Raw genomic sequence first — 18,025 nt, forward strand, 5'->3', positions numbered from 1 at the left:
GACCAGCAGAGCTGGCCGATGCTTGAAGCGGTCGGCGTGACTTAGCCGGCGACCGGGGAACGCCAGTCATCGGAACCCGAAGTACCGGATACTTCGTGGGTCCAGGTGATTTTGCGGTAGGTGAATTCTACGTCTTCCAAGTGGGTGAAATGCGCGTTCGCCGGGTCCTGGCAGTTGTGCATGTAGTCCTTGATGTCGACGATGATCGCGTCTTCAAGCTTGGTGGTGTAGTAGTGCTCCTGGGTGCCGGCAGCCGAGGTGCGGTACCACTGGATGGTGATTTCGGTCAGACGCTCGCCCGACGTCAGTGCTGCCAGCAGCAGTGGCGAGGACTTGTCGAACACCTTGGTGATCTTGACTGGCTTGTGAACGCGCTGACCGGTTGGCTGACCGGACTGCGGGTCACGCGGGATGATGACTTCGTGGCTGAAGCCCTGAACCATCACCTGGTCTTCGTGACCTTCTTGAAAGGTGTTGCCGACCGAGTCAGCAGTGAAGGCACCGGCGGTGATCAGGCCTTGTTTGGTGCCGGTGATGGACATGTACGCTGGCGTAGCCATGGAGGTGCTCCTTGCTGGATAGATGTAGTAACCCGGGAGGCGAAATCGCTCATTGGGTTTAACTCCTCTTCCAATCATCATGCCAGGTTACAAAAAACTAGTTAAATCAGCTGAATACACTCGCCGTTGCGGCCGTTTGACCTCTTTTCGTTGTAAAAAAGCTTTTGGCTTGCGCAAGAAGTTGCGCACTGTTGCGCAACTTCTTGCGCACTCGGCTGCGCCCCTTGATAACTAAGTGCTGTGGCGATATATCCACAGGTTACTAACAGTTTTGGTGCGCAACTTTCTGCGCAAGGTGGCGTTGTGCTTCTGCGTATTTTGTCGCTGCGAAATACGCAGCAAGATGAATTTCAGACATTTCGTACACCGTTTTTGATGTGTCGGTAAAGAGATTTTGTAATTATGGATGCTTGATTTTGTATCATTTTTAATCGCTTTTTTAGACGTGATCCTTTTTTTGAGCGGTTTTGGACGTCTGGATCCTGCTGAGGTTTTCATGAGTAAATCTATATTTTTCAATGGCTTATGGTTTATTTTTAATTCGCTTATATAGCCAGGTCATACAGAGGTGTAGCCATGTACAGAAATTTCCTACAAAAAAAGAAGGGTATTCACCTTGATGTTTAATCGAATGCTTGCTAGTGGCCATTACCGTGAGTAACATGGCGACTTCTTTGGACGCGCACAATTCTCGACCGGCCAGGCCGCGTCGCTACCCTTTCAGTTTCCTTGTGCCATTTTATCTAATGGCCGTAGGTATGATCGTATTGAAGGTCATGGATGTCCTACTCAAGTAAGCTTTCTGCCCATTATTTAGAACTCGCCAAGGTTCCTGTTTCGCCTGCGAATTTTGCTGGTGATGACGTCCGCTTTTCGGTTGAGTTCGAGTCGCTGGAAAGCGAGCTGGGGAAAGCTCAGTCCATGCACGAAGCAGGGCAGATCGACTGGCTTAAAATCCGTGAAAACAGTGAGAGCCTGCTTCGCACCCAATCCAAAGACTTGCGGGTAGGCGCCTGGCTTGCATGGGCGCTGTATCAGCGAGAATCCTTCCAGGGCCTGTTGGCCGGTCTCGGTGTTTTGCACCATCTTTGCGAACAGCACTGGGCTGACATTCATCCGAAAAAAGCCCGCACTCGTGCCGCTGCCATTGGCTGGCTGGTGCCGCGTCTTGAGCAGGTGCTAAACGAAAACGTCGCGCTCAAGGAACAGTTGCCGATGTTTCGGCGTCTGGTCGAGCACCTTGAAGGCCTCGATAAAGCGTGTACCGAGCATTTGGGCGACGACGCCCCCTTGCTGCTGCCGATCTCTCGCCGTCTGAAAAGCATGGTCCAGCGCGCTGCTGATAACCAGCCGGAGCCTGGTGTGGTCGGCGCAGCGGTTGCCCAGGTCAAGCAGGCTGCCGCACAACTGTTCACGCCCGGCGCCCCTATCGATAACGAAAAGGAAGCGCACAAGGCCTTGCGCGCCCAGCAGGAAAACGCTCGTCCTTTATGTGCCTGGTGGCTTAAACAGAAAGCAAGCGATCTGCGAGCCTTGCGGCTTAATCGCACCCTGCTGTGGCTGCCGATCGATGCTGTTCCGGAGCGTAACGCGGAGCAAATCACCGCCCTGCGAGGCCTGCCTGCAGACAAACTCAAGGCTTATCGGGATCGCTACGAACAGGCTCAATATGCCGATCTCCTGGTCGAGCTGGAAGCGAGTCTGGCGAAGGCGCCTTTCTGGTTCGACGGCCAGCGAATGGTATGGGAGTGCCTGCAAGGCCTGAACGCAGAGATGGCGATGCGTGAGGTGGAAATCCACTTCGCGCTTTTGATTCAGCGTCTGCCCGGCATCGTCGAATTGCGCTATCACGATGGAACACCGTTCGCCGACCCGGCGACCCGCGCCTGGATCAGCGCAAGCGTCTTGCCGCATCTGCAAACCAACAACGCACCGCGCAAGGTTGAAGTCGCCGATACCCAGCCAGTCTGGGAAGTGGCCCTTGAAGCGGCGTTGCTCGTCCTGCGCAAAGAAGGCCTGAAACCCGCTGTGCAGTTCCTCAAGCAAGGGCTGCAAAAAGCGCAGGGCGGACGCGCTCGATTTTTCTGGCAGTTCGCTCTCGCCCGACTGTGCTTCGTGGCCAAGAAATACGAACTGGCCAAGGCGCAACTTGAGACGCTGGATCAGACATTACAGGAGTCGGGCCTGCATGCATGGGAGCCTGATCTTGCTCTGGAAGTGCTGCATCTGCTGCATAGCTGCTGTGAGCTGCTACCGCAGAACCAAGTGGTACGCGAACGCAAGGAAGAGATTTATCGCAGGCTGTGCCACCTAGACCTCGAAGTGGTACTCGAATAGGCCTTAGGGCCACAACCGAAAGGAGAAAAGCCATGGCCAAAGAAGGCTCTGTAGCCCCCAAGGAACGCATCAACGTCACCTTCAAACCCGCTACCGGCGGTAATCAGGAAGAGATCGAGCTGCCGCTGAAGTTGTTGGCAATCGGTGATTACACCCATCGCAGGGACGAGCGCAAAGTTGAAGATCGCAAGCCGATCAGCATCGACAAGACGACCTTCGACGAAGTGTTGGCCAAGCAGGAGTTGGAGCTGACCCTGAACGTGCCTAATCGTCTTCAGGACGAAGAAGGCGTAACGGAAGAGCTGCCCGTGAAACTGCGTGTCAACTCGATGAAAGACTTCAACCCTGCCAGCTTGGTCGACCAGGTTCCAGAGCTGAAAAAACTGATGGAACTGCGTGATGCGTTGGTGGCGCTCAAAGGCCCGCTGGGTAACGCGCCTGCGTTCCGCAAAGCTATCGAAGGCGTTCTTGCCGACGACGAATCCCGCGGTCGCGTACTGGGTGAACTGGGCCTGAAAGCCCCAGCCCCGGACGCTTGAGTCCCTATCAGCCAAGGAAGTCAAATTCATGCCAAGCAATAGCTCAGCAAAGCAAAAAAGCGTTGAGACAAGCGAACACAGTATTCTCGACAGCATCATTGCCCAGACCAGTCTGACGCGTGACGACGAAGCCTATGACATCGCCAAGCGTGGCGTATCGGCCTTCATTGAAGAGCTGCTAAAGCCGCAGAACGACGGTGAGCCGGTCAAGAAGGCAATGGTCGACCGCATGATCGCCGAGATCGATGCCAAGCTCAGCCGCCAGATGGACGAAATCCTGCACCACCCAGACTTCCAGTCCCTGGAATCGTCGTGGCGTGGCCTGCAGTTGTTGGTCGATCGCACCAACTTCCGGGAAAACATCAAGATCGAAATCCTCAACGTCTCCAAAGATGATTTGCTGGAAGACTTCGAAGACTCGCCGGAAGTGATGCAGTCGGGCCTGTACAAGCACATCTACACCGCAGAATACGGCCAGTTCGGTGGTCAGCCAGTGGGCGCGATCATCGCCAACTATTTCATGTCGCCAAGCTCGCCGGACGTGAAACTCATGCAGTACGTATCCAGCGTAGCCTGCATGTCTCATGCGCCGTTCATTGCTGCTGCCGGCCCGAAATTCTTCGGTCTGGAAAGCTTCTCCGGCTTGCCGGACCTGAAGGATCTGAAAGATCACTTCGAAGGTCCGCAGTTCGCAAAATGGCAGAGCTTCCGCCAGTCGGAAGATTCCCGTTATGTCGGCCTGACCGTTCCACGCTTCTTGCTGCGCAACCCGTACGACCCGCAAGAAAACCCCGTCAAGTCGTTCGTGTACAAGGAAACCGTCGCCAACAGCCACGAGCATTATCTGTGGGGCAACACGGCTTACGCGTTCGGCACCAAGCTGACCGACAGTTTCGCCAAGTTCCGCTGGTGCCCGAACATCATCGGCCCGCAGAGCGGCGGTGCAGTTGAAGACCTGCCGTTGCACCATTTCGAAAGCATGGGCGAAATCGAGACCAAGATCCCTACCGAGGTTCTGGTCAGCGACCGTCGTGAATACGAACTGGCTGAGGAAGGCTTCATCTCTCTGACCATGCGTAAGGGCAGCGACAACGCGGCGTTCTTCTCCGCCAGTTCCGTGCAGAAGCCGAAGTTCTTCGGTAACAGCGCTGAAGGCAAGGCTGCAGAGCTGAACTACAAGCTGGGCACCCAGCTGCCGTACATGATGATCGTCAACCGCCTGGCTCACTACTTGAAAGTGCTGCAGCGCGAGCAACTCGGTTCGTGGAAAGAGCGTACCGACCTTGAGCTGGAACTGAACAAGTGGATCCGTCAGTACGTCGCCGACCAGGAAAACCCGAGCGCCGAAGTGCGTGGTCGTCGCCCGTTGCGCGCCGCCCAGATCACCGTCAGCGACGTCGAAGGCGAGCCCGGCTGGTACCGCGTCAGCCTGAACGTGCGCCCGCACTTCAAATACATGGGTGCTGATTTCACCCTGTCGCTGGTTGGCAAGCTGGACAAAGAGTAAACGGAGTTCACTCATGACCGGATACGGCAGCCTTTTCGAACGCCTCAATGGCGATGCGGAAAAACGCGTCAGTTGGAGCCGCGAGGTTTCAGCCACGGCGTCCGTGGCTGCCCATCTGGCCAAGATGCTCAGCACCCGTGCGGGCAGCGTGCAAACGCTGTCCGACTACGGGCTACCCGATCTCAATGACATGCGTCTGAGCCTGCACGACTCTCTGAGTCAAGCCCGCCTGGCCATCGAAAGCTTCATCGAAGCCTACGAGCCGCGCTTGAGCAATGTGCGTGTCATTTCCCTGCCGCGTGATCACGATCAGCTTCGCTTGTCCTTCAGTATTGAAGGCCTGCTGGAAGTCGAGGGTTTCAAGCGTCAGGTCAGTTTCGCCGCTCGCCTGGATGGTAGCGGTCAAGTAAAGGTCAACTAAGGAGATTCGTATGTCCGGAAAACCAGCAGCACGCGTCACCGACCCAACGGCTTGCCCGCTCCCCGGCCACGGCACCAATCCTATCGTTGCTGGCTCCAGCAACGTGTTTTTCGACGGCCTCCCGGCCGCCCGCCAAGGCGATGCCTCGGCGTGTGGGGGTGCGATGTCGGGTGGTTTGGCGACCACCGTGCTGATCAACGGAAAACCGGCTGCCACGGTTGATTCCGTCGGGACCCACGGCAACAAAGTGATTGCCGGTTCCGGGACTGTGATTATCGGGAATTCCCATACGCCGGCGCCGTTTGTGGCGCCGTTGCCGGTGGACATCAAGTGGCCGTTCACTCAGCACTTCGTGGTTCGTAGCTCCAGAACCGGAGCACCAGTTGCTGAGCGGCCTTACATATTGCGTACAGCCTCTGGTAAAGAGGTCAAGGGCGTTACTGATGCGCAAGGCCGAACGAGTGACATCGCTTCCCACCTTGCTGAAAGTGTCACGCTTATCGTCGAAGAGCAGACTTCGCTCGTGATTGCTTAAGGGACTACAAGATGCCGGCACCCATTCCTGTAACAGCTCAACTCACCCCATCCTCTGATAAGAAGCCAGCGGAGGCGGTTGTCGATCACTTTCAGATCACAGATATTCCGAATGTGATGAGAAAAATGGGCTGGAAGGAAAGCGCTCGACTGATGCAGCGTTGGTTCGACGGTGCGCCTTTTGTGATGTCCTCAAGCGAGAAGCGGGGACGTCTTGCCGTTGACAAGATCACTGAAGAAAAGCTGTTTGATGATTTGGATTTCGAATGGCTCACCTCCTCCTCGCCCCACACAGGTGAAACCATCAAGGAGCTTATTGCGAAGGCGACAAGCCCCAGTCAATACAATGAGCTTCTGGGTCGTCAAAAAGGACTAACACAGTTAGCACCGGGACTTTTGCAATTTATGACTTGCATGAGAACACTCGGAGTTCTTGATGAAACCAACCAGGATCTCGTAAGCGGCGCTTATGACTACAGTGCCCTGAGTGCAAGAATGCTTGAGTCCGCTACCCAATATAACTTTCGGTCTATTGGGATTACTAATTCGGAAAAAAAGAATAATACACTGGATGATGTGTACGGTACTTTGGGTGGGTTTGTTGTTAAGTTTGCAGTAACGAAATTCAGTACTACCCCCAAGACAAAAAAATTAGCTGCCACATTAACCATTGAAGAGATTGGGTGTTATGTTCGTGATACCTATGAATTTTTGAATGAGGATGGTGACGATCAGCTACTCGGATACTGGAATCATGACGGTGTTGTCAGGCCTAGCGTTTATGCATATTTAACTTCACCAGAAACATACGAGTCTGAAGGAAAGGTCTACTTCAAAGTTACCAACGACAGCTATAATAATTATCGCAGTAAGTTTGGCAAGGGGGGCGATTTGTTTGTTTACTCTACGGTCAAAAAAATCCCTGTATCAATTCATCATCGTTTTACATCTGCAGATTTTTCAGAGTTTTCGCAGCGATCAATCAAGCCTAAGGCAATGGCATGAAAGCTTTATTTAGAAAGAGGGTTTTAATTCTTTTGCTGTGCATGCTTGTGCCAGTTTCGGCCCTTTTGGGCATGAAGGTGGTTAGCTCGATGGGCGCGGAGCCCTTGTACACAGATTGGAACGACTCTGGTAATTGCTATATCGCTACATATGCACCCAATTACAATTTTTTGGGCGTGGTGGTTGGGCGTATTTTTAAGTATTTCAGCAGTCCATATTTTTATCGTGTATATACAAAGGATAATGATTTACTAAAAACATCAGAATGGTATCTTTGGCGGGAGGAGGGGGCGCCCGGTATTTCCGCTGAGTTTCGTGGAGAGATGATTGTTTATCCAGGTTCTGAGGGCTGGGAAAGTTGGATAGTCTCGGAGTGCCTTTAATGCCTGATTTCAGGAATAAGGCGGCCTCGCCACCTGAGAAAGTGGGAGGTCGGCAACCATGGATCCGATGAGCTTCAAGGGGTATCTGGTCGTCGTTGCTAACGAGGCGCTGGAACTTGGTTGGCATATTATTTTTATTTTGAAGTTTTGGTTTAAGGTAGGGGTAATGATTAAGGAAGTCTCGCGAAAATTGTTAGCGCGGGGAGGGTTCGTCATGGCATTGTTTGTAGTCATGGTTTACTCCTGCGTAAAAACAATGCTGGGCTGTCCTGCAGATCTTTCTATTCTGAGCCCGTCGGGACGCTATGAAATTCAGAATGTTCCGGTTGGAAAAGTTTTAATGTTTGGTGGGATGGCTTATCTGAAGGTTATAGATAAGCAAAATCCGGAAGCTGTCTATCGTTCTCCTCTGTATGAAGTGCAATCTTTGGATATGCGCGCCTTTGAGAGTGAAGATAAAGTAGGTATTTATTGGGTCAGCTTTGATCGCGAGAAAAAGGCATTTACTGTTTCAATGCCGGAATGGAAAGAAAGTTTGTTTAATGCGTTTATTAGCAATACTCCATATACACATTTGGAGAATAACTGATGCTTGCTCCTGACTCACGCGATGACCTGATCGGCGGTTACGTGTGTGCCGGTGTGACAGTCGCGCTCTACAGGACTGCCGTGAATTTCAGCCAATTGGGCCGGGGTGAGCGGTACGGTGCGGTGTGGCGCCTTTGGGCTGGTGAAGAAATGATGTTTTCTAAAAAAATGAAAATTATCTTGGTTCTGTTAATTGCCGTTATTGGTGTATTTGTCGGTTCTTTAAATAATATTAAGCATCGTCAGGCCAGCAGCTTCGTGGTGAGTGACACTGGCAATTATCTCATTGAAAATGTTTCGGCTCGGGGATTTCTTGTGCCGTTCGAGAATCTGTCATATCTGCGCATTACAGATAAGAGAGATTCAAATACAGTGTTCCGTTCCCCACTATATCCGAGCGGTTCGCTCGATATGAACAGCCATGAGGACGAAGTGATTGTTGGTATTGTGTGGCTTGATTTTTATAAGCGCGATCAGCATTTCGTTCTCAGGTTTCCCGAGTGGGAAACGCATTGGTTGAATTTTTTTATTAGCAATACTCCATATGAAGTGATCGGGGAGTAGCGGAACAGTGAATCGTTTAGATAGAGTAACCTCGGTTCATTATTCTTTTTCCAGATTCCCTCTGGCAAAAGCGTTCACCTTGATTACGACTCCGCGGGCCAAGCTAGGGATTTTGCAATGGTGAACAGTATTGTTTTATGCGCAACGGCCCCGGATAAACCGCTTCTGGCTCTTTTCTACACCGCAGCTAAATCCTATTTGGCAAGGAGCTTTGGATCAGTATGGAGAGAGGGAAAGATGATTGCCAAATTAGCGCGAAGTTTGCTCATACATTTTTTTGCCTGCGTCATTTATATCGTTGCTAATTACTATGGGGTTTCTCTCTATAAAGTGATCTTTGGTAGTTTGACCTCTCGGGGTGCTTCCATTGGGATTGCCATGTACATGATTTTTTATCTATTTGTTTTTTTGAATTTGGTGATTGCTGTAATTTCTAAGCGACTTTTTAAGTGGTGCGCTGTTATTTTAATGGTTGTGTTGATATTAGTTTATCTGCTGCCACTTTACCCTGTTCGAGCGATAACTTATAGCGTTTTGGCGGGTGGGCTTACTGCTCTGGCAATAGCGGTGGCTGGCAAATTCGAAAGGTTCTGGCTCTCTCGTGACCTCAAATAAAATTCTTTTTCCATATTTGTCGCACTTTGGATATAAGGTAGTCATGAGAAAAAAATCGTTAACGTTGGCCTTTATTAGTGTTTTGCTCTGCGCCTTAGGCGCTACTTGGTTGTACGTTAAACAAGGAGCTGCTTCGGCGGCCATAATGTATTCAATAACATGGAATGACGCGAAAAATTGTTATATTAACTCATATATTCCCCAGTATTCGAGGTTTGGGGTTGTTGGGGAGTTTTTAAAGCTTTTCACCAGCGAAGCTTTCTTTCGAGTATATGCCGATAAAGGAGAGCTGCTGAAGTCGTCTGAGTGGCTGCTTTGGCAGAGTGAGTTCACGACGGATGAGCGTTCGCAGTGGGTTCATGGTCATGCGATTTATCCAACTTCAACCGGGTATGAAGGTTGGAATATTTCAGAGTGCGCGTCTTTAAACGACAGTAAAGAGAACGCGTTAAACGGAGGTTTCACCGCCCGTGTCGCATGGTCCGACTCTGCTCGTCGTGGGCCAGGTAGTGCCAGGTCTGACGCTCGCGTTCTACAAGACAATTTTTCAATGAGTTCTACTACCAGGCAGGTAACCCGTGTCCTTTAACCACTACTACCAAAGCGAACTCACTGCACTGCGCCAGCTTGGTCGTCGCTTCGCCGAGCGTAGTCCGGCGTTGGCGCCGTTTCTCGGGCAGGCCGGGCGGGATCCGGATGTGGAGCGGTTGCTCGAGGGCTTTGCGTTTCTGACCGGGCGGTTGCGTCAGAAGCTGGATGACGAGCTGCCGGAACTCAGCCATTCGCTGATGCACCTGCTGTGGCCCAATTACATGCGGCCGTTGCCGGCGTTCAGTATTTTGCAGTTTGATCCGTTGAAACGTTCGGGTCCTGCGCTGACGGTCGAACGTGATACACCGGTCGATAGCAAGCCGATTAATGACGTGCGTTGTCGCTTCCGTACGTGCTACCCGACCGAAGTTCAGGCGCTGGATCTGACCGCGCTGAATTACTCGGTGAAAGGCGGTGGTTCGTTGCTCAGCTTGCGCCTGGAGATGAGCGCTGAAGGTCACCTGGGTGAGCTTGAACTGAGCCGTCTGCGTTTGCATTTTGCAGGCGAGCGCTACATTAGCCAGATGTTGTACCTCTGCCTGCTACGCAATCTTGAGGGTATCGAGCTGATCCCGCTGGACGGTACCGGCAAGCCCATCAACGGTGTCAATGGGATGCCGATGGCGTTCACGATGCCGGGCGATCGCGTGCAGCCGGTAGGGTTTGCCGAAGAAGAAGCGCTGATCCCGTATCCGCTGAACACGTTTCGTGGCTATCGCTACCTGCAGGAGTACTTCGCGTTTCAGGACAAGTTCCTGTTCGTCGACATCAACGGTCTGGATCTGCTCAACGCGCTGCCAGAAGAGACACTCAAACAAGTGCGCGGTCTTGAGTTGCGCTTCGATATTCGCAAGAGCGGTATTCAGCGTCTTCGTCCCACCCTGGATAACGTAAAGCTGCATTGCACGCCGATCGTCAACTTGTTCAAGCACGACGCCTTGCCGATTCGCCTTGATGGCAAGCAGGACGAGTACCTGCTGCTGCCAGCCGAATATAACCTGGAAACCTGTGGCGTCTTTTCGGTTGAGACCGTGACCGGTTGGAAGCCGGGAGGTCTTGGCTATCAGGATTATGTGCCGTTCGAATCCTTCGAGCACGACCCCAGTTTCGACGTGCCCAACAGCCGTCCGCATTACAGCATTCGCCAGCGTTCTTCTTTGCTGCATGAAGGCCTCGACACTTACCTGAGCTTCGGCATTCGCCACACAGAAGCGCACGAAACCCTGTCGATCGAGTTGATGTGCACTAACCAGAACCTGCCACGCAAACTCAAACTGGGCGACATCAACGTGGCCTGTGAAGACACGCCGGAGTTTTTGAGTTTTCGCAATATCACACCCGCCACTTCCAGTTTCGCGCCCCCGCTGAACCGTGACTTCCTGTGGAAGTTGATCAGCAATATGTCGCTCAACTACTTGTCTCTGGCTGACGTCAATGCGCTGAAAGTGATTCTGGAAACGTACGATTTGCCCCGGTACTACGACCAGCACGCGGAAAAAGTCAGCAAGCGCCTGCTGGGCGGTTTGAAATCGATCAAGCATCGACACGTAGACAGACTGCACCGAGGGTTGCCGGTACGCGGGTTGCGCACTGAGCTGACCATCGACCCGGAAGGCTATATCGGTGAAGGCGATATGTTCGTATTCGCTTCGGTTCTCAACGAGTTTTTCGCGCTTTACGCCAGCCTCAATTCGTACCACGAACTGCGGGTAAAAAGCACACAGGGAGAAGTGTACCAATGGACACCACGTATGGGCCTCCAGCCCCTGCTTTAAGCGGGCTGACCCTGGGTATACGCGAGTACTCGTTGTTTCAGGCCGTGCTGCTGGTCGTTGACCGGCTGCGCGATGTGCACCCGCACCTGAGCGAAGACGACCTGTACGACCAGCTTGAATTTCAGGCCAACCCCAGCCTTGGCTTCCCGTCGAGTGACGTCAATCGCGTGGAGTTTTTCCACGAGCATGGGCAGATGCGCGCGCGCATGCAGTTCAACCTGATCGGTCTGGTCGGTTCGGGTTCGCCACTGCCGGCGTTCTACGGTGAGCAGGCGCTGGGCGACAGCGAAGACGGCAACCCGACGCGCAACTTCCTCGACCTGTTCCATCACCGTTTGCAACGGCTGATGTTGCCGATCTGGAAGAAGTATCGCTACCGGGCCAGTTTTGAAAGCGGCGCGCTCGATCCGTTTTCCGCACAGCTGTTTGCCTTGATCGGCCTGGGCGGCGAAGAGATTCGACGTGCTCAGGAACTGAACTGGAAGCGTCTGCTGCCCTACCTGGGCTTGCTCAGCCTGCGTGCGCACTCGGCTGCGCTGATCGAGGCAGTGCTGCGTTATTACTTCAAGCACGCCGAACTGACCATTGAGCAGTGCATCGAGCGCCGCGTGGAGATTCTCGACGAACAGCGCAATCGCCTGGGGCATGCCAACAGCATGCTCGGTGAGGACCTTGTGTTGGGCGATCACGTGCGTGACCGCAGCGGCAAGTTCCGCATTCATATCCGCGAACTCGACTGGCAACGCTTTCACGAATTTCTGCCGATCGGTTTCGGCTATCAACCGCTGTGCGCGCTGGTGCGTTTCACGCTGCGTGATCCGCTCGACTACGACATTCGACTGGTTCTGCGCCAGGAAGAAATCCGCGAACTGCGTATAGGTGAACAGAACGCCTGTCGCCTGGGATGGACCAGTTGGCTCGGTCGCGAAAACGCGGACGGTGTGGTGACCTTGGGCAGCAAAATTCATTAAGGATCAATGACTGATGAGCAACGTAGACCTGCAACAACTTATTCAAGCGCTGGACGCCGAAACCCGCCGTGATCTGGAAAGTTCTGCGGAGCGCTGTGTCGCCCGTGGCGGCAGCAAGATTCTGGTTGAAGATCTGTTGCTGGAGCTGCTTGAGCGTCCGCAAGGTCTGCTCTCGCGTGCCCTGCAGGATGCTGAAGTGGATGCGGGTGAATTGAGCGCCTCCCTGCAATCGCGAGTCGAGCACAGTGCTTCACGCAACCCGGTGTTTGCTCCGGAGCTGGTGCAGTGGCTGCAGGATGCCCTGCTGGTGGCCAACCTTGAATTGGGTCAGACCCAGGTCGAACAGGCTGCGCTGATCCTTGCATTGCTGCGCAACCCGATGCGCTACGCCGGTAGCCGCTATCAGCCTTTGCTGGCCAAACTGAATATTGATCGGCTGAAAGAGTTTGCTCTGTCCCAACAGGAGCAGCCTGCCAACGGCAAATCGGCCGCCCAGGGTGAATCGCTGTTGGAGCGCTTCACTCACAACCTGACCCAGCAGGCCCGCGACGGCAAGCTTGATCCGGTGCTGTGTCGCGATGGCGCGATTCGGCAGATGGTCGACATCCTGGCTCGGCGCCGCAAGAACAATCCGATTGTGGTCGGTGAAGCGGGTGTCGGTAAAACTGCCATCGTTGAAGGTCTCGCATCCCGCATTGCTGCAGGTGAAGTGCCGCAGGCGCTCAAGGGCGTTGAGCTGCTGTCGCTGGACATGGGCCTTCTGCAGGCCGGTGCCAGCGTCAAGGGTGAGTTCGAGCGTCGTCTCAAAGGTGTGATCGACGAGGTCAAAGCGTCGCCGAAGCCGATCATTCTGTTCATCGACGAAGCCCATACGCTGATCGGTGCTGGCGGCAACGCCGGTGGCTCCGATGCAGCCAACCTGCTCAAGCCGGCGCTGGCGCGTGGCGAGCTGCGCACCATCGCGGCCACGACCTGGGCGGAGTACAAAAAGTATTTCGAGAAAGACCCGGCACTGGCCCGTCGTTTCCAGCCTGTTCAATTGCATGAACCGACCGTCAGCGAAGCCGTCACGATCCTGCGCGGCCTGGCACAGGTCTATGAGAAAAGCCATGGCATCTACCTGCGCGATGACGCCGTAGTCGCCGCTGCCGAGTTGTCTGCACGTTATCTCGCTGGCCGCCAGCTGCCTGACAAAGCCGTCGATGTCCTCGATACGGCGTGTGCGCGAGTGCGTATCAGCCTGGCTGCCGCGCCGGAGAGCCTCGAGCGTCTGCGTGGCGAGCTGGCTGAAGGTGGTCGCCAGCGTCAGGCACTGCGTCGCGACGCCGAAGCCGGTCTGCTGATTGATCACGAGGCGTTGGAAGCGCTGGAAGCGCGCCTGCAAGCTGCCGAAGAAGAAAGGGCTGTGCTGGAAGCGTTGTGGCTCGAACAGAAAACACTGGCTGAGCGCTTGCTGGAACTGCGTCAGCAACTGGCCAAGGCGCGTGAAGCAGAAGCTGCCGAGCCAGTCATTGAAATCGCAGAGGACGACGAGGGCACGGTCATCGAAGCTGTTGCGCTCGATGAGACGCAAAGCGTAGAGGCGCTGACCGCAGCCCTGAACGAGGCACATGTCTCCCTGGTCGCACTACAGGTCAAGGAGCGACTTGTGAGCTTCGAGGTCTGCCCGCGTCTTGTGGCTGAGGTGATCAGCGCCTGGACCGGTGTCCCGCTGGCCCAACTGGCTCGTGAGCACAACGCCAAGGTTGCCAGTTTTGCCAAGGACCTTCGTATTCGCATCCGTGGTCAAGAGCAGGCCGTTCACGCCCTTGATCGCTCCATGCGCGCCACTGCCGCTGGCTTGAACAAGCCCGATGCGCCGGTTGGCGTGTTTCTGCTGGTGGGGCCGAGCGGCGTTGGCAAGACTGAAACGGCACTGGCGCTCGCCGATCTGTTGTACGGCGGTGATCGTTTTATCACCACCATCAATATGTCCGAGTTTCAGGAGAAGCATACCGTTTCGCGCCTGATCGGTGCGCCGCCAGGTTACGTCGGTTATGGCGAAGGCGGCATGCTCACCGAAGCCGTGCGTCAGAAGCCGTACTCGGTCGTGCTGCTTGATGAAGTCGAGAAAGCCGACCCGGATGTGCTCAACCTGTTCTATCAGATCTTCGACAAGGGGGTGGCCAACGACGGCGAGGGACGCGAGATCGACTTCCGCAATACGCTGATTCTGATGACATCTAACCTCGGCAGCGACCAGATCAGCGCACTGTGCGAAGACGGCGCGCGGCCAACCGCCGAAGTGCTTGAGGAGACCATCCGCCCAGTCCTCAGCAAACACTTCAAGCCAGCGTTACTGGCACGTATGCGCGTAGTGCCTTACTACCCGGTCAGCGGGCCGGTGTTACGCGAGCTGATCGAAATCAAACTCGGTCGCCTGGGCGAGCGCCTCAACCGTCGTCAACTGGAGTTCACTTACTGCCAGGACCTCGTTGATCACTTGGCGCAGCGTTGCACTCAAAGCGACAGCGGTGCGCGTCTGATCGACCATCTGCTGGATCTTCATGTCCTGCCGCTGGTAGCTGACCGCCTGCTTGATGCCATGGCTAGCGGAGAAAGTCTGAAGCGTGTTCATGCCACGCTGGACAGTTCCGGCAGCGTGACATGTGAGTTTGCCTGAGGTGGGTGTGATGTTCACTCAGATGCCGCAGCCGCTGGCGTATGCCGAAGCCTTGTTGGCGCAATTCGCCAGCTTGGCGCGGGCGGTGAATGGCGCCGAATTGCTGGGGGATTTTGTACGCGGCCTTGCTGAGCTCAGCGGCTGCGAGTTGTCGCAGCTTTATCTGCTGGACGCCACTCATAAGTGTTTGAAGATGAGAGCCGAGTGTCTGGACGGGATGCTGCAACCAAGGGAAGCGGCAAGCCTGCCGGTGGATTACAACGGCGAACAGTTGTTGCAATTTGCCCTTTGTCAGAATCGTGTGGTTTGCCTTGGCGAACTGGGCAGCAGCCTGCACGAAACCAGTTTTCTGCCGACGCAAAGTACGCCGTGGCAGTCGCTGCTGTGTGTCCCGGTCGTCAACCATCAGCAAGCTGTCGAAGGCCTGTTGTTATGCGCAAGTCGCCGACATGTCGATCTGCAGGGTTTTGCTGATTCCCTTGGTCAGTTCGGCTCGTTCGTACTGGGTCAACTCAACCTGCTGCAACGCTTGCATAAGCCTGTGGATGAGGTACGACCGGCAGTGATCAGTACGCCAAGCGTCAGCGGATACGGTTTGATCGGAAAAAGCGCAAGCATGCGTCAGACCTACACGATGATCAGCAAGGTGCTGCACAGCCCGTACACGGTATTGCTGCGGGGAGAGACCGGCACCGGCAAGGAAGTGGTCGCCCGGGCTATTCACGACTTCGGGCCGCGTCGCTCTCAGCCTTTCATTGTTCAGAACTGTGCGGCATTTCCAGAGCACTTACTTGAAAGCGAGCTTTTCGGCTATCGCAAAGGCGCCTTTACAGGTGCTGACAGTGATCGTACCGGGCTGTTCGAGGCTGCCAATGGCGGCACGCTGTTACTCGACGAAATCGGCGACATTCCCATGCCGCTGCAAGCCAAGCTGCTGCGCGTGCTGCAAGAGGGTGAGATTCGCCCATTGGGTTGCAACGACACGCGCAAGATCGACGTGCGCATTCTTGCAGCAACGCATCGTGACCTGTCGGCGATGGTCAGCGAAGGCAAATTCCGCGAGGACTTGTATTACCGTCTTGCGCAATTTCCTATTGAGCTGCCTGCCCTGCGCAATCGAGAGGGTGACATTCTCGACCTGGCGCGGCACTTCGTCGACAAGACGTGTGCGTTCTTGCAACGGAGCCCGTTGCGCTGGTCGGACGCAGCTCTTGATCTCCTGTCCGGTTATACGTTTCCCGGCAATGTGCGCGAACTCAAAGGCCTGGTCGAGCGTGCTGTTCTGCTGTGCGAGGGCAGCGAGTTGCTGGCGGAGCATTTCTCACTGCGCCCGGCAGTCATGGCTGAAGGCAGCAGCCCCAATCTGCGCGAGCGGCTGGAGCAGGTAGAGCGCAGCCTGTTGCTCGATTGCCTGCGCAAGAACGACGGCAATCAGACTCTTTCTGCGCGTGAACTCGGTCTGCCTAGACGCACGCTGCTTTACCGTTTGGGGCGCCTGAATATCAACCTGGGTGACTTCAATGGTTAGGCAAAAGCACTTGTTTTCACCTTATTCGCTTCTGACAGCGTTTCCCGAAAGGGGCGGCGCTTTTTACTCACTTCTGGAGACCATCTGATGTCTGTTCGTCACTGGCAAGCCGTCCTGCTCACTGTTGTCGTTTTATGCGGCGTCGGGGGCTGCAGCGGCAACTACAAATTCAACGACAACACTTATCGCCCATTGGGTGATCCGCAGGCGGTCAACCGCGGCAAGTGACCGCAAGGAGCATCATCATGGAACTGGTTTTCGAAATGCTGAACACCAAGCAATTCGTACCCACTGACTTGTGCCAAAAGACCTTCAAGCAGGCTGGCGGCGTGATCGGCAGAGGGGACGATTGCGACTGGATAATCCCGGACCGCAAGCGGCACCTGTCCAATCATCACGCGCTGATCAGCTATCGCGACGGCTCGTTTTTCCTGACCGATACCAGCAGCAATGGTATTCAGGACAGCACGAACGGCACGCGCCTGCGCAAGGGTGAAGCGACACGCATCGAGCATGGCAGTGAATACACTCTGGGCGATTTTGAGATTCGTGCCCGACTGGTACGCGACCCGGCGGCTTTTGACGTAGAAGTCGGTCGCCCGCAGGCTGCAGGCAGCATCATTCCGGACGACGCGTTTCTGGATCTCGATCCGCTGAATGCCCTTGATCAGCAAGAGCGCGTTTACTCGGAAATCGAAGAACTGATCTCACCGAGTATCGCCGTTGATGATGGCAAACAGCGTGCTGACTATGCACGTATCGATATGGAAAGCCTGCTGGTGCCGGAACTGGTCGAGGTTCCAAAAGAACCTGCACCTGCGCCACCGCCACCACCGGTTGAGCGTCAGAGCGACGGCTTCTGGGAAAAATTCGGTGCAGCGCTGGGCGTAGATCTCAAAGGGCTCGATCACGATGCTAAAGAAGCGTTGGCCTTGAATGCAGCTCGCTTGCTCAAGCAAAGCGTCGGCGGTTTACAGCAGAGCCTGCGCACTCGCAGCGAACTCAAAAACGAACTGCGTCTTGCGCAGACCATCGTGCAAGGTACGCAGAAAAACCCGCTGAAGTTTGCCGTCGATGCCGGTGAGGCGCTGGACATTCTGTTGCACGCCAACAAGCCAGGGCAGTTGCCGGCCGAGCAGGCGATCTCCCGTGCATTCCGTGATTTGCAGGCTCACCAGGTCGCCTTGCTGACCGCCAGCCGTGCGGCTGTTCGAGGCACCCTCGAGCACTTCTCGCCGCAACAGCTCATGCTGCGTTTCGAGCGCGATAACAAGCCGCTAATCGCCACTTCCGGCAGCCGCTGGAGAGCTTACGGGCGTTATCACCAAGCGCTGCGCCAGGATACCGATTGGAGCGAGCGCCTTCTGACCCGGGATTTCGCTCAGGCCTACGAAGAGCAGATTCGTTTGATTTCCACACTCCACACTGACCACCAAGGATGATGC

The 18,025-nt window shown here is 54.8% G+C and carries 18 protein-coding genes; 17 read left to right on the plus strand and 1 reads right to left on the minus strand.

The window, feature by feature from the left end; genetic code table 11:
- Positions 1-41: 41 nt before the first annotated feature.
- Positions 42-560, minus strand: a complete 519-nt coding sequence (locus tag GE543_RS18795) for an Hcp family type VI secretion system effector (protein ID WP_003413701.1) — start codon at positions 558-560, stop codon at positions 42-44.
- Positions 561-1,340: 780 nt separating this feature from the next.
- Here GE543_RS18795 and tssA point away from each other — a divergent pair.
- The 17 genes from tssA (at position 1,341) to tagH (ending at position 18,022) form a co-directional block, all read left to right on the plus strand.
- On the plus strand, positions 1,341-2,897 hold the full coding sequence (tssA, locus tag GE543_RS18800; RefSeq protein ID WP_003413699.1) for a type VI secretion system protein TssA: 1,557 nt from the start codon (positions 1,341-1,343) through the stop codon (positions 2,895-2,897).
- A 32-nt stretch (positions 2,898-2,929) separates the two neighbouring features.
- Positions 2,930-3,436 (plus strand): type VI secretion system contractile sheath small subunit, encoded by a 507-nt coding sequence (gene tssB / locus GE543_RS18805; RefSeq protein ID WP_003413697.1) that lies wholly within the window; start codon positions 2,930-2,932, stop codon positions 3,434-3,436.
- 28 nt (positions 3,437-3,464) lie between these two features.
- A complete protein-coding gene (gene tssC / locus GE543_RS18810) occupies positions 3,465-4,943 on the plus strand; it encodes a type VI secretion system contractile sheath large subunit (protein WP_003413696.1) in 1,479 nt (492 codons plus the stop codon).
- A 13-nt stretch (positions 4,944-4,956) separates the two neighbouring features.
- A complete protein-coding gene (gene tssE, locus GE543_RS18815) occupies positions 4,957-5,364 on the plus strand; it encodes a type VI secretion system baseplate subunit TssE (protein ID WP_003413694.1) in 408 nt (135 codons plus the stop codon).
- Between the two features lie 10 nt (positions 5,365-5,374).
- Entirely contained in the window at positions 5,375-5,899 is a 525-nt protein-coding gene (locus tag GE543_RS18820; RefSeq protein ID WP_058418379.1) for a PAAR domain-containing protein, read from the plus strand.
- An 11-nt stretch (positions 5,900-5,910) separates the two neighbouring features.
- The gene (locus GE543_RS18825; RefSeq protein ID WP_153222125.1) at positions 5,911-6,903 is read left to right on the plus strand and encodes a DUF6402 family protein; all 993 of its coding nucleotides are present in this window, start codon (positions 5,911-5,913) and stop codon (positions 6,901-6,903) included.
- Entirely contained in the window at positions 6,900-7,286 is a 387-nt protein-coding gene (locus GE543_RS18830) for a hypothetical protein (protein WP_058418377.1), read from the plus strand. Before GE543_RS18825 ends, GE543_RS18830 begins: the two co-directional genes overlap by 4 nt.
- A gap of 58 nt (positions 7,287-7,344) precedes the next feature.
- Complete coding sequence (locus GE543_RS18835) at positions 7,345-7,875, plus strand: hypothetical protein (RefSeq protein WP_153222126.1); 531 nt, start codon at positions 7,345-7,347, stop codon at positions 7,873-7,875.
- A complete protein-coding gene (locus GE543_RS18840; RefSeq protein ID WP_256664780.1) occupies positions 7,875-8,438 on the plus strand; it encodes a hypothetical protein in 564 nt (187 codons plus the stop codon). Before GE543_RS18835 ends, GE543_RS18840 begins: the two co-directional genes overlap by 1 nt.
- Positions 8,439-8,555: 117 nt before the next feature.
- Positions 8,556-9,053: a hypothetical protein gene (locus tag GE543_RS18845; RefSeq protein ID WP_256664781.1), complete on the plus strand. Its 498-nt coding sequence runs from the start codon at positions 8,556-8,558 to the stop codon at positions 9,051-9,053.
- Positions 9,040-9,642, plus strand: coding sequence for a hypothetical protein (locus GE543_RS27165; RefSeq protein WP_178118635.1), 603 nt, complete (start codon positions 9,040-9,042; stop codon positions 9,640-9,642). Before GE543_RS18845 ends, GE543_RS27165 begins: the two co-directional genes overlap by 14 nt.
- The gene (gene tssF, locus GE543_RS18855) at positions 9,632-11,419 is read left to right on the plus strand and encodes a type VI secretion system baseplate subunit TssF (protein WP_024652733.1); all 1,788 of its coding nucleotides are present in this window, start codon (positions 9,632-9,634) and stop codon (positions 11,417-11,419) included. The genes GE543_RS27165 and tssF overlap by 11 nt, the downstream gene beginning before the upstream one ends.
- Positions 11,383-12,390, plus strand: coding sequence for a type VI secretion system baseplate subunit TssG (tssG, locus tag GE543_RS18860; protein ID WP_003413682.1), 1,008 nt, complete (start codon positions 11,383-11,385; stop codon positions 12,388-12,390). Before tssF ends, tssG begins: the two co-directional genes overlap by 37 nt.
- Positions 12,391-12,403: 13 nt before the next feature.
- Positions 12,404-15,052, plus strand: a complete 2,649-nt coding sequence (gene tssH / locus GE543_RS18865) for a type VI secretion system ATPase TssH (protein ID WP_003413680.1) — start codon at positions 12,404-12,406, stop codon at positions 15,050-15,052.
- A 10-nt stretch (positions 15,053-15,062) separates the two neighbouring features.
- Positions 15,063-16,580, plus strand: coding sequence for a sigma-54-dependent Fis family transcriptional regulator (locus tag GE543_RS18870; RefSeq protein ID WP_057457106.1), 1,518 nt, complete (start codon positions 15,063-15,065; stop codon positions 16,578-16,580).
- An 87-nt stretch (positions 16,581-16,667) separates the two neighbouring features.
- Positions 16,668-16,808 (plus strand): hypothetical protein, encoded by a 141-nt coding sequence (locus GE543_RS18875; protein ID WP_017702037.1) that lies wholly within the window; start codon positions 16,668-16,670, stop codon positions 16,806-16,808.
- A gap of 17 nt (positions 16,809-16,825) precedes the next feature.
- On the plus strand, positions 16,826-18,022 hold the full coding sequence (tagH, locus tag GE543_RS18880; RefSeq protein ID WP_003413677.1) for a type VI secretion system-associated FHA domain protein TagH: 1,197 nt from the start codon (positions 16,826-16,828) through the stop codon (positions 18,020-18,022).
- The last annotated feature ends 3 nt before the right edge of the window (positions 18,023-18,025 follow it).

It is taken from the genome of Pseudomonas sp. SZ57, from assembly GCF_009495975.1.
Classification (GTDB): domain Bacteria; phylum Pseudomonadota; class Gammaproteobacteria; order Pseudomonadales; family Pseudomonadaceae; genus Aquipseudomonas; species Aquipseudomonas syringae.

Excerpts from the sequence above, each read along its gene's own strand:
- tssB (WP_003413697.1), top strand. The coding sequence starts at position 2,930 with ATGGCCAAAGAAGGCTCTGTAGCCCCCAAGGAACGCATCAACGTCACC.
- GE543_RS18875 (WP_017702037.1), top strand. The coding sequence starts at position 16,668 with ATGTCTGTTCGTCACTGGCAAGCCGTCCTGCTCACTGTTGTCGTTTTA.
- GE543_RS18835 (WP_153222126.1), top strand. The coding sequence starts at position 7,345 with ATGGATCCGATGAGCTTCAAGGGGTATCTGGTCGTCGTTGCTAACGAG.
- tssC (WP_003413696.1), top strand. The coding sequence starts at position 3,465 with ATGCCAAGCAATAGCTCAGCAAAGCAAAAAAGCGTTGAGACAAGCGAA.
- tssE (WP_003413694.1), top strand. The coding sequence starts at position 4,957 with ATGACCGGATACGGCAGCCTTTTCGAACGCCTCAATGGCGATGCGGAA.
- GE543_RS18870 (WP_057457106.1), top strand. The coding sequence starts at position 15,063 with ATGTTCACTCAGATGCCGCAGCCGCTGGCGTATGCCGAAGCCTTGTTG.
- GE543_RS18840 (WP_256664780.1), top strand. The coding sequence starts at position 7,875 with ATGCTTGCTCCTGACTCACGCGATGACCTGATCGGCGGTTACGTGTGT.
- GE543_RS18845 (WP_256664781.1), top strand. The coding sequence starts at position 8,556 with ATGGTGAACAGTATTGTTTTATGCGCAACGGCCCCGGATAAACCGCTT.
- GE543_RS18820 (WP_058418379.1), top strand. The coding sequence starts at position 5,375 with ATGTCCGGAAAACCAGCAGCACGCGTCACCGACCCAACGGCTTGCCCG.
- GE543_RS18795 (WP_003413701.1), bottom strand. The coding sequence starts at position 560 with ATGGCTACGCCAGCGTACATGTCCATCACCGGCACCAAACAAGGCCTG.
- GE543_RS18830 (WP_058418377.1), top strand. The coding sequence starts at position 6,900 with ATGAAAGCTTTATTTAGAAAGAGGGTTTTAATTCTTTTGCTGTGCATG.
- tssH (WP_003413680.1), top strand. The coding sequence starts at position 12,404 with ATGAGCAACGTAGACCTGCAACAACTTATTCAAGCGCTGGACGCCGAA.
- tagH (WP_003413677.1), top strand. The coding sequence starts at position 16,826 with ATGGAACTGGTTTTCGAAATGCTGAACACCAAGCAATTCGTACCCACT.
- tssA (WP_003413699.1), top strand. The coding sequence starts at position 1,341 with ATGTCCTACTCAAGTAAGCTTTCTGCCCATTATTTAGAACTCGCCAAG.
- tssG (WP_003413682.1), top strand. The coding sequence starts at position 11,383 with ATGGACACCACGTATGGGCCTCCAGCCCCTGCTTTAAGCGGGCTGACC.
- GE543_RS18825 (WP_153222125.1), top strand. The coding sequence starts at position 5,911 with ATGCCGGCACCCATTCCTGTAACAGCTCAACTCACCCCATCCTCTGAT.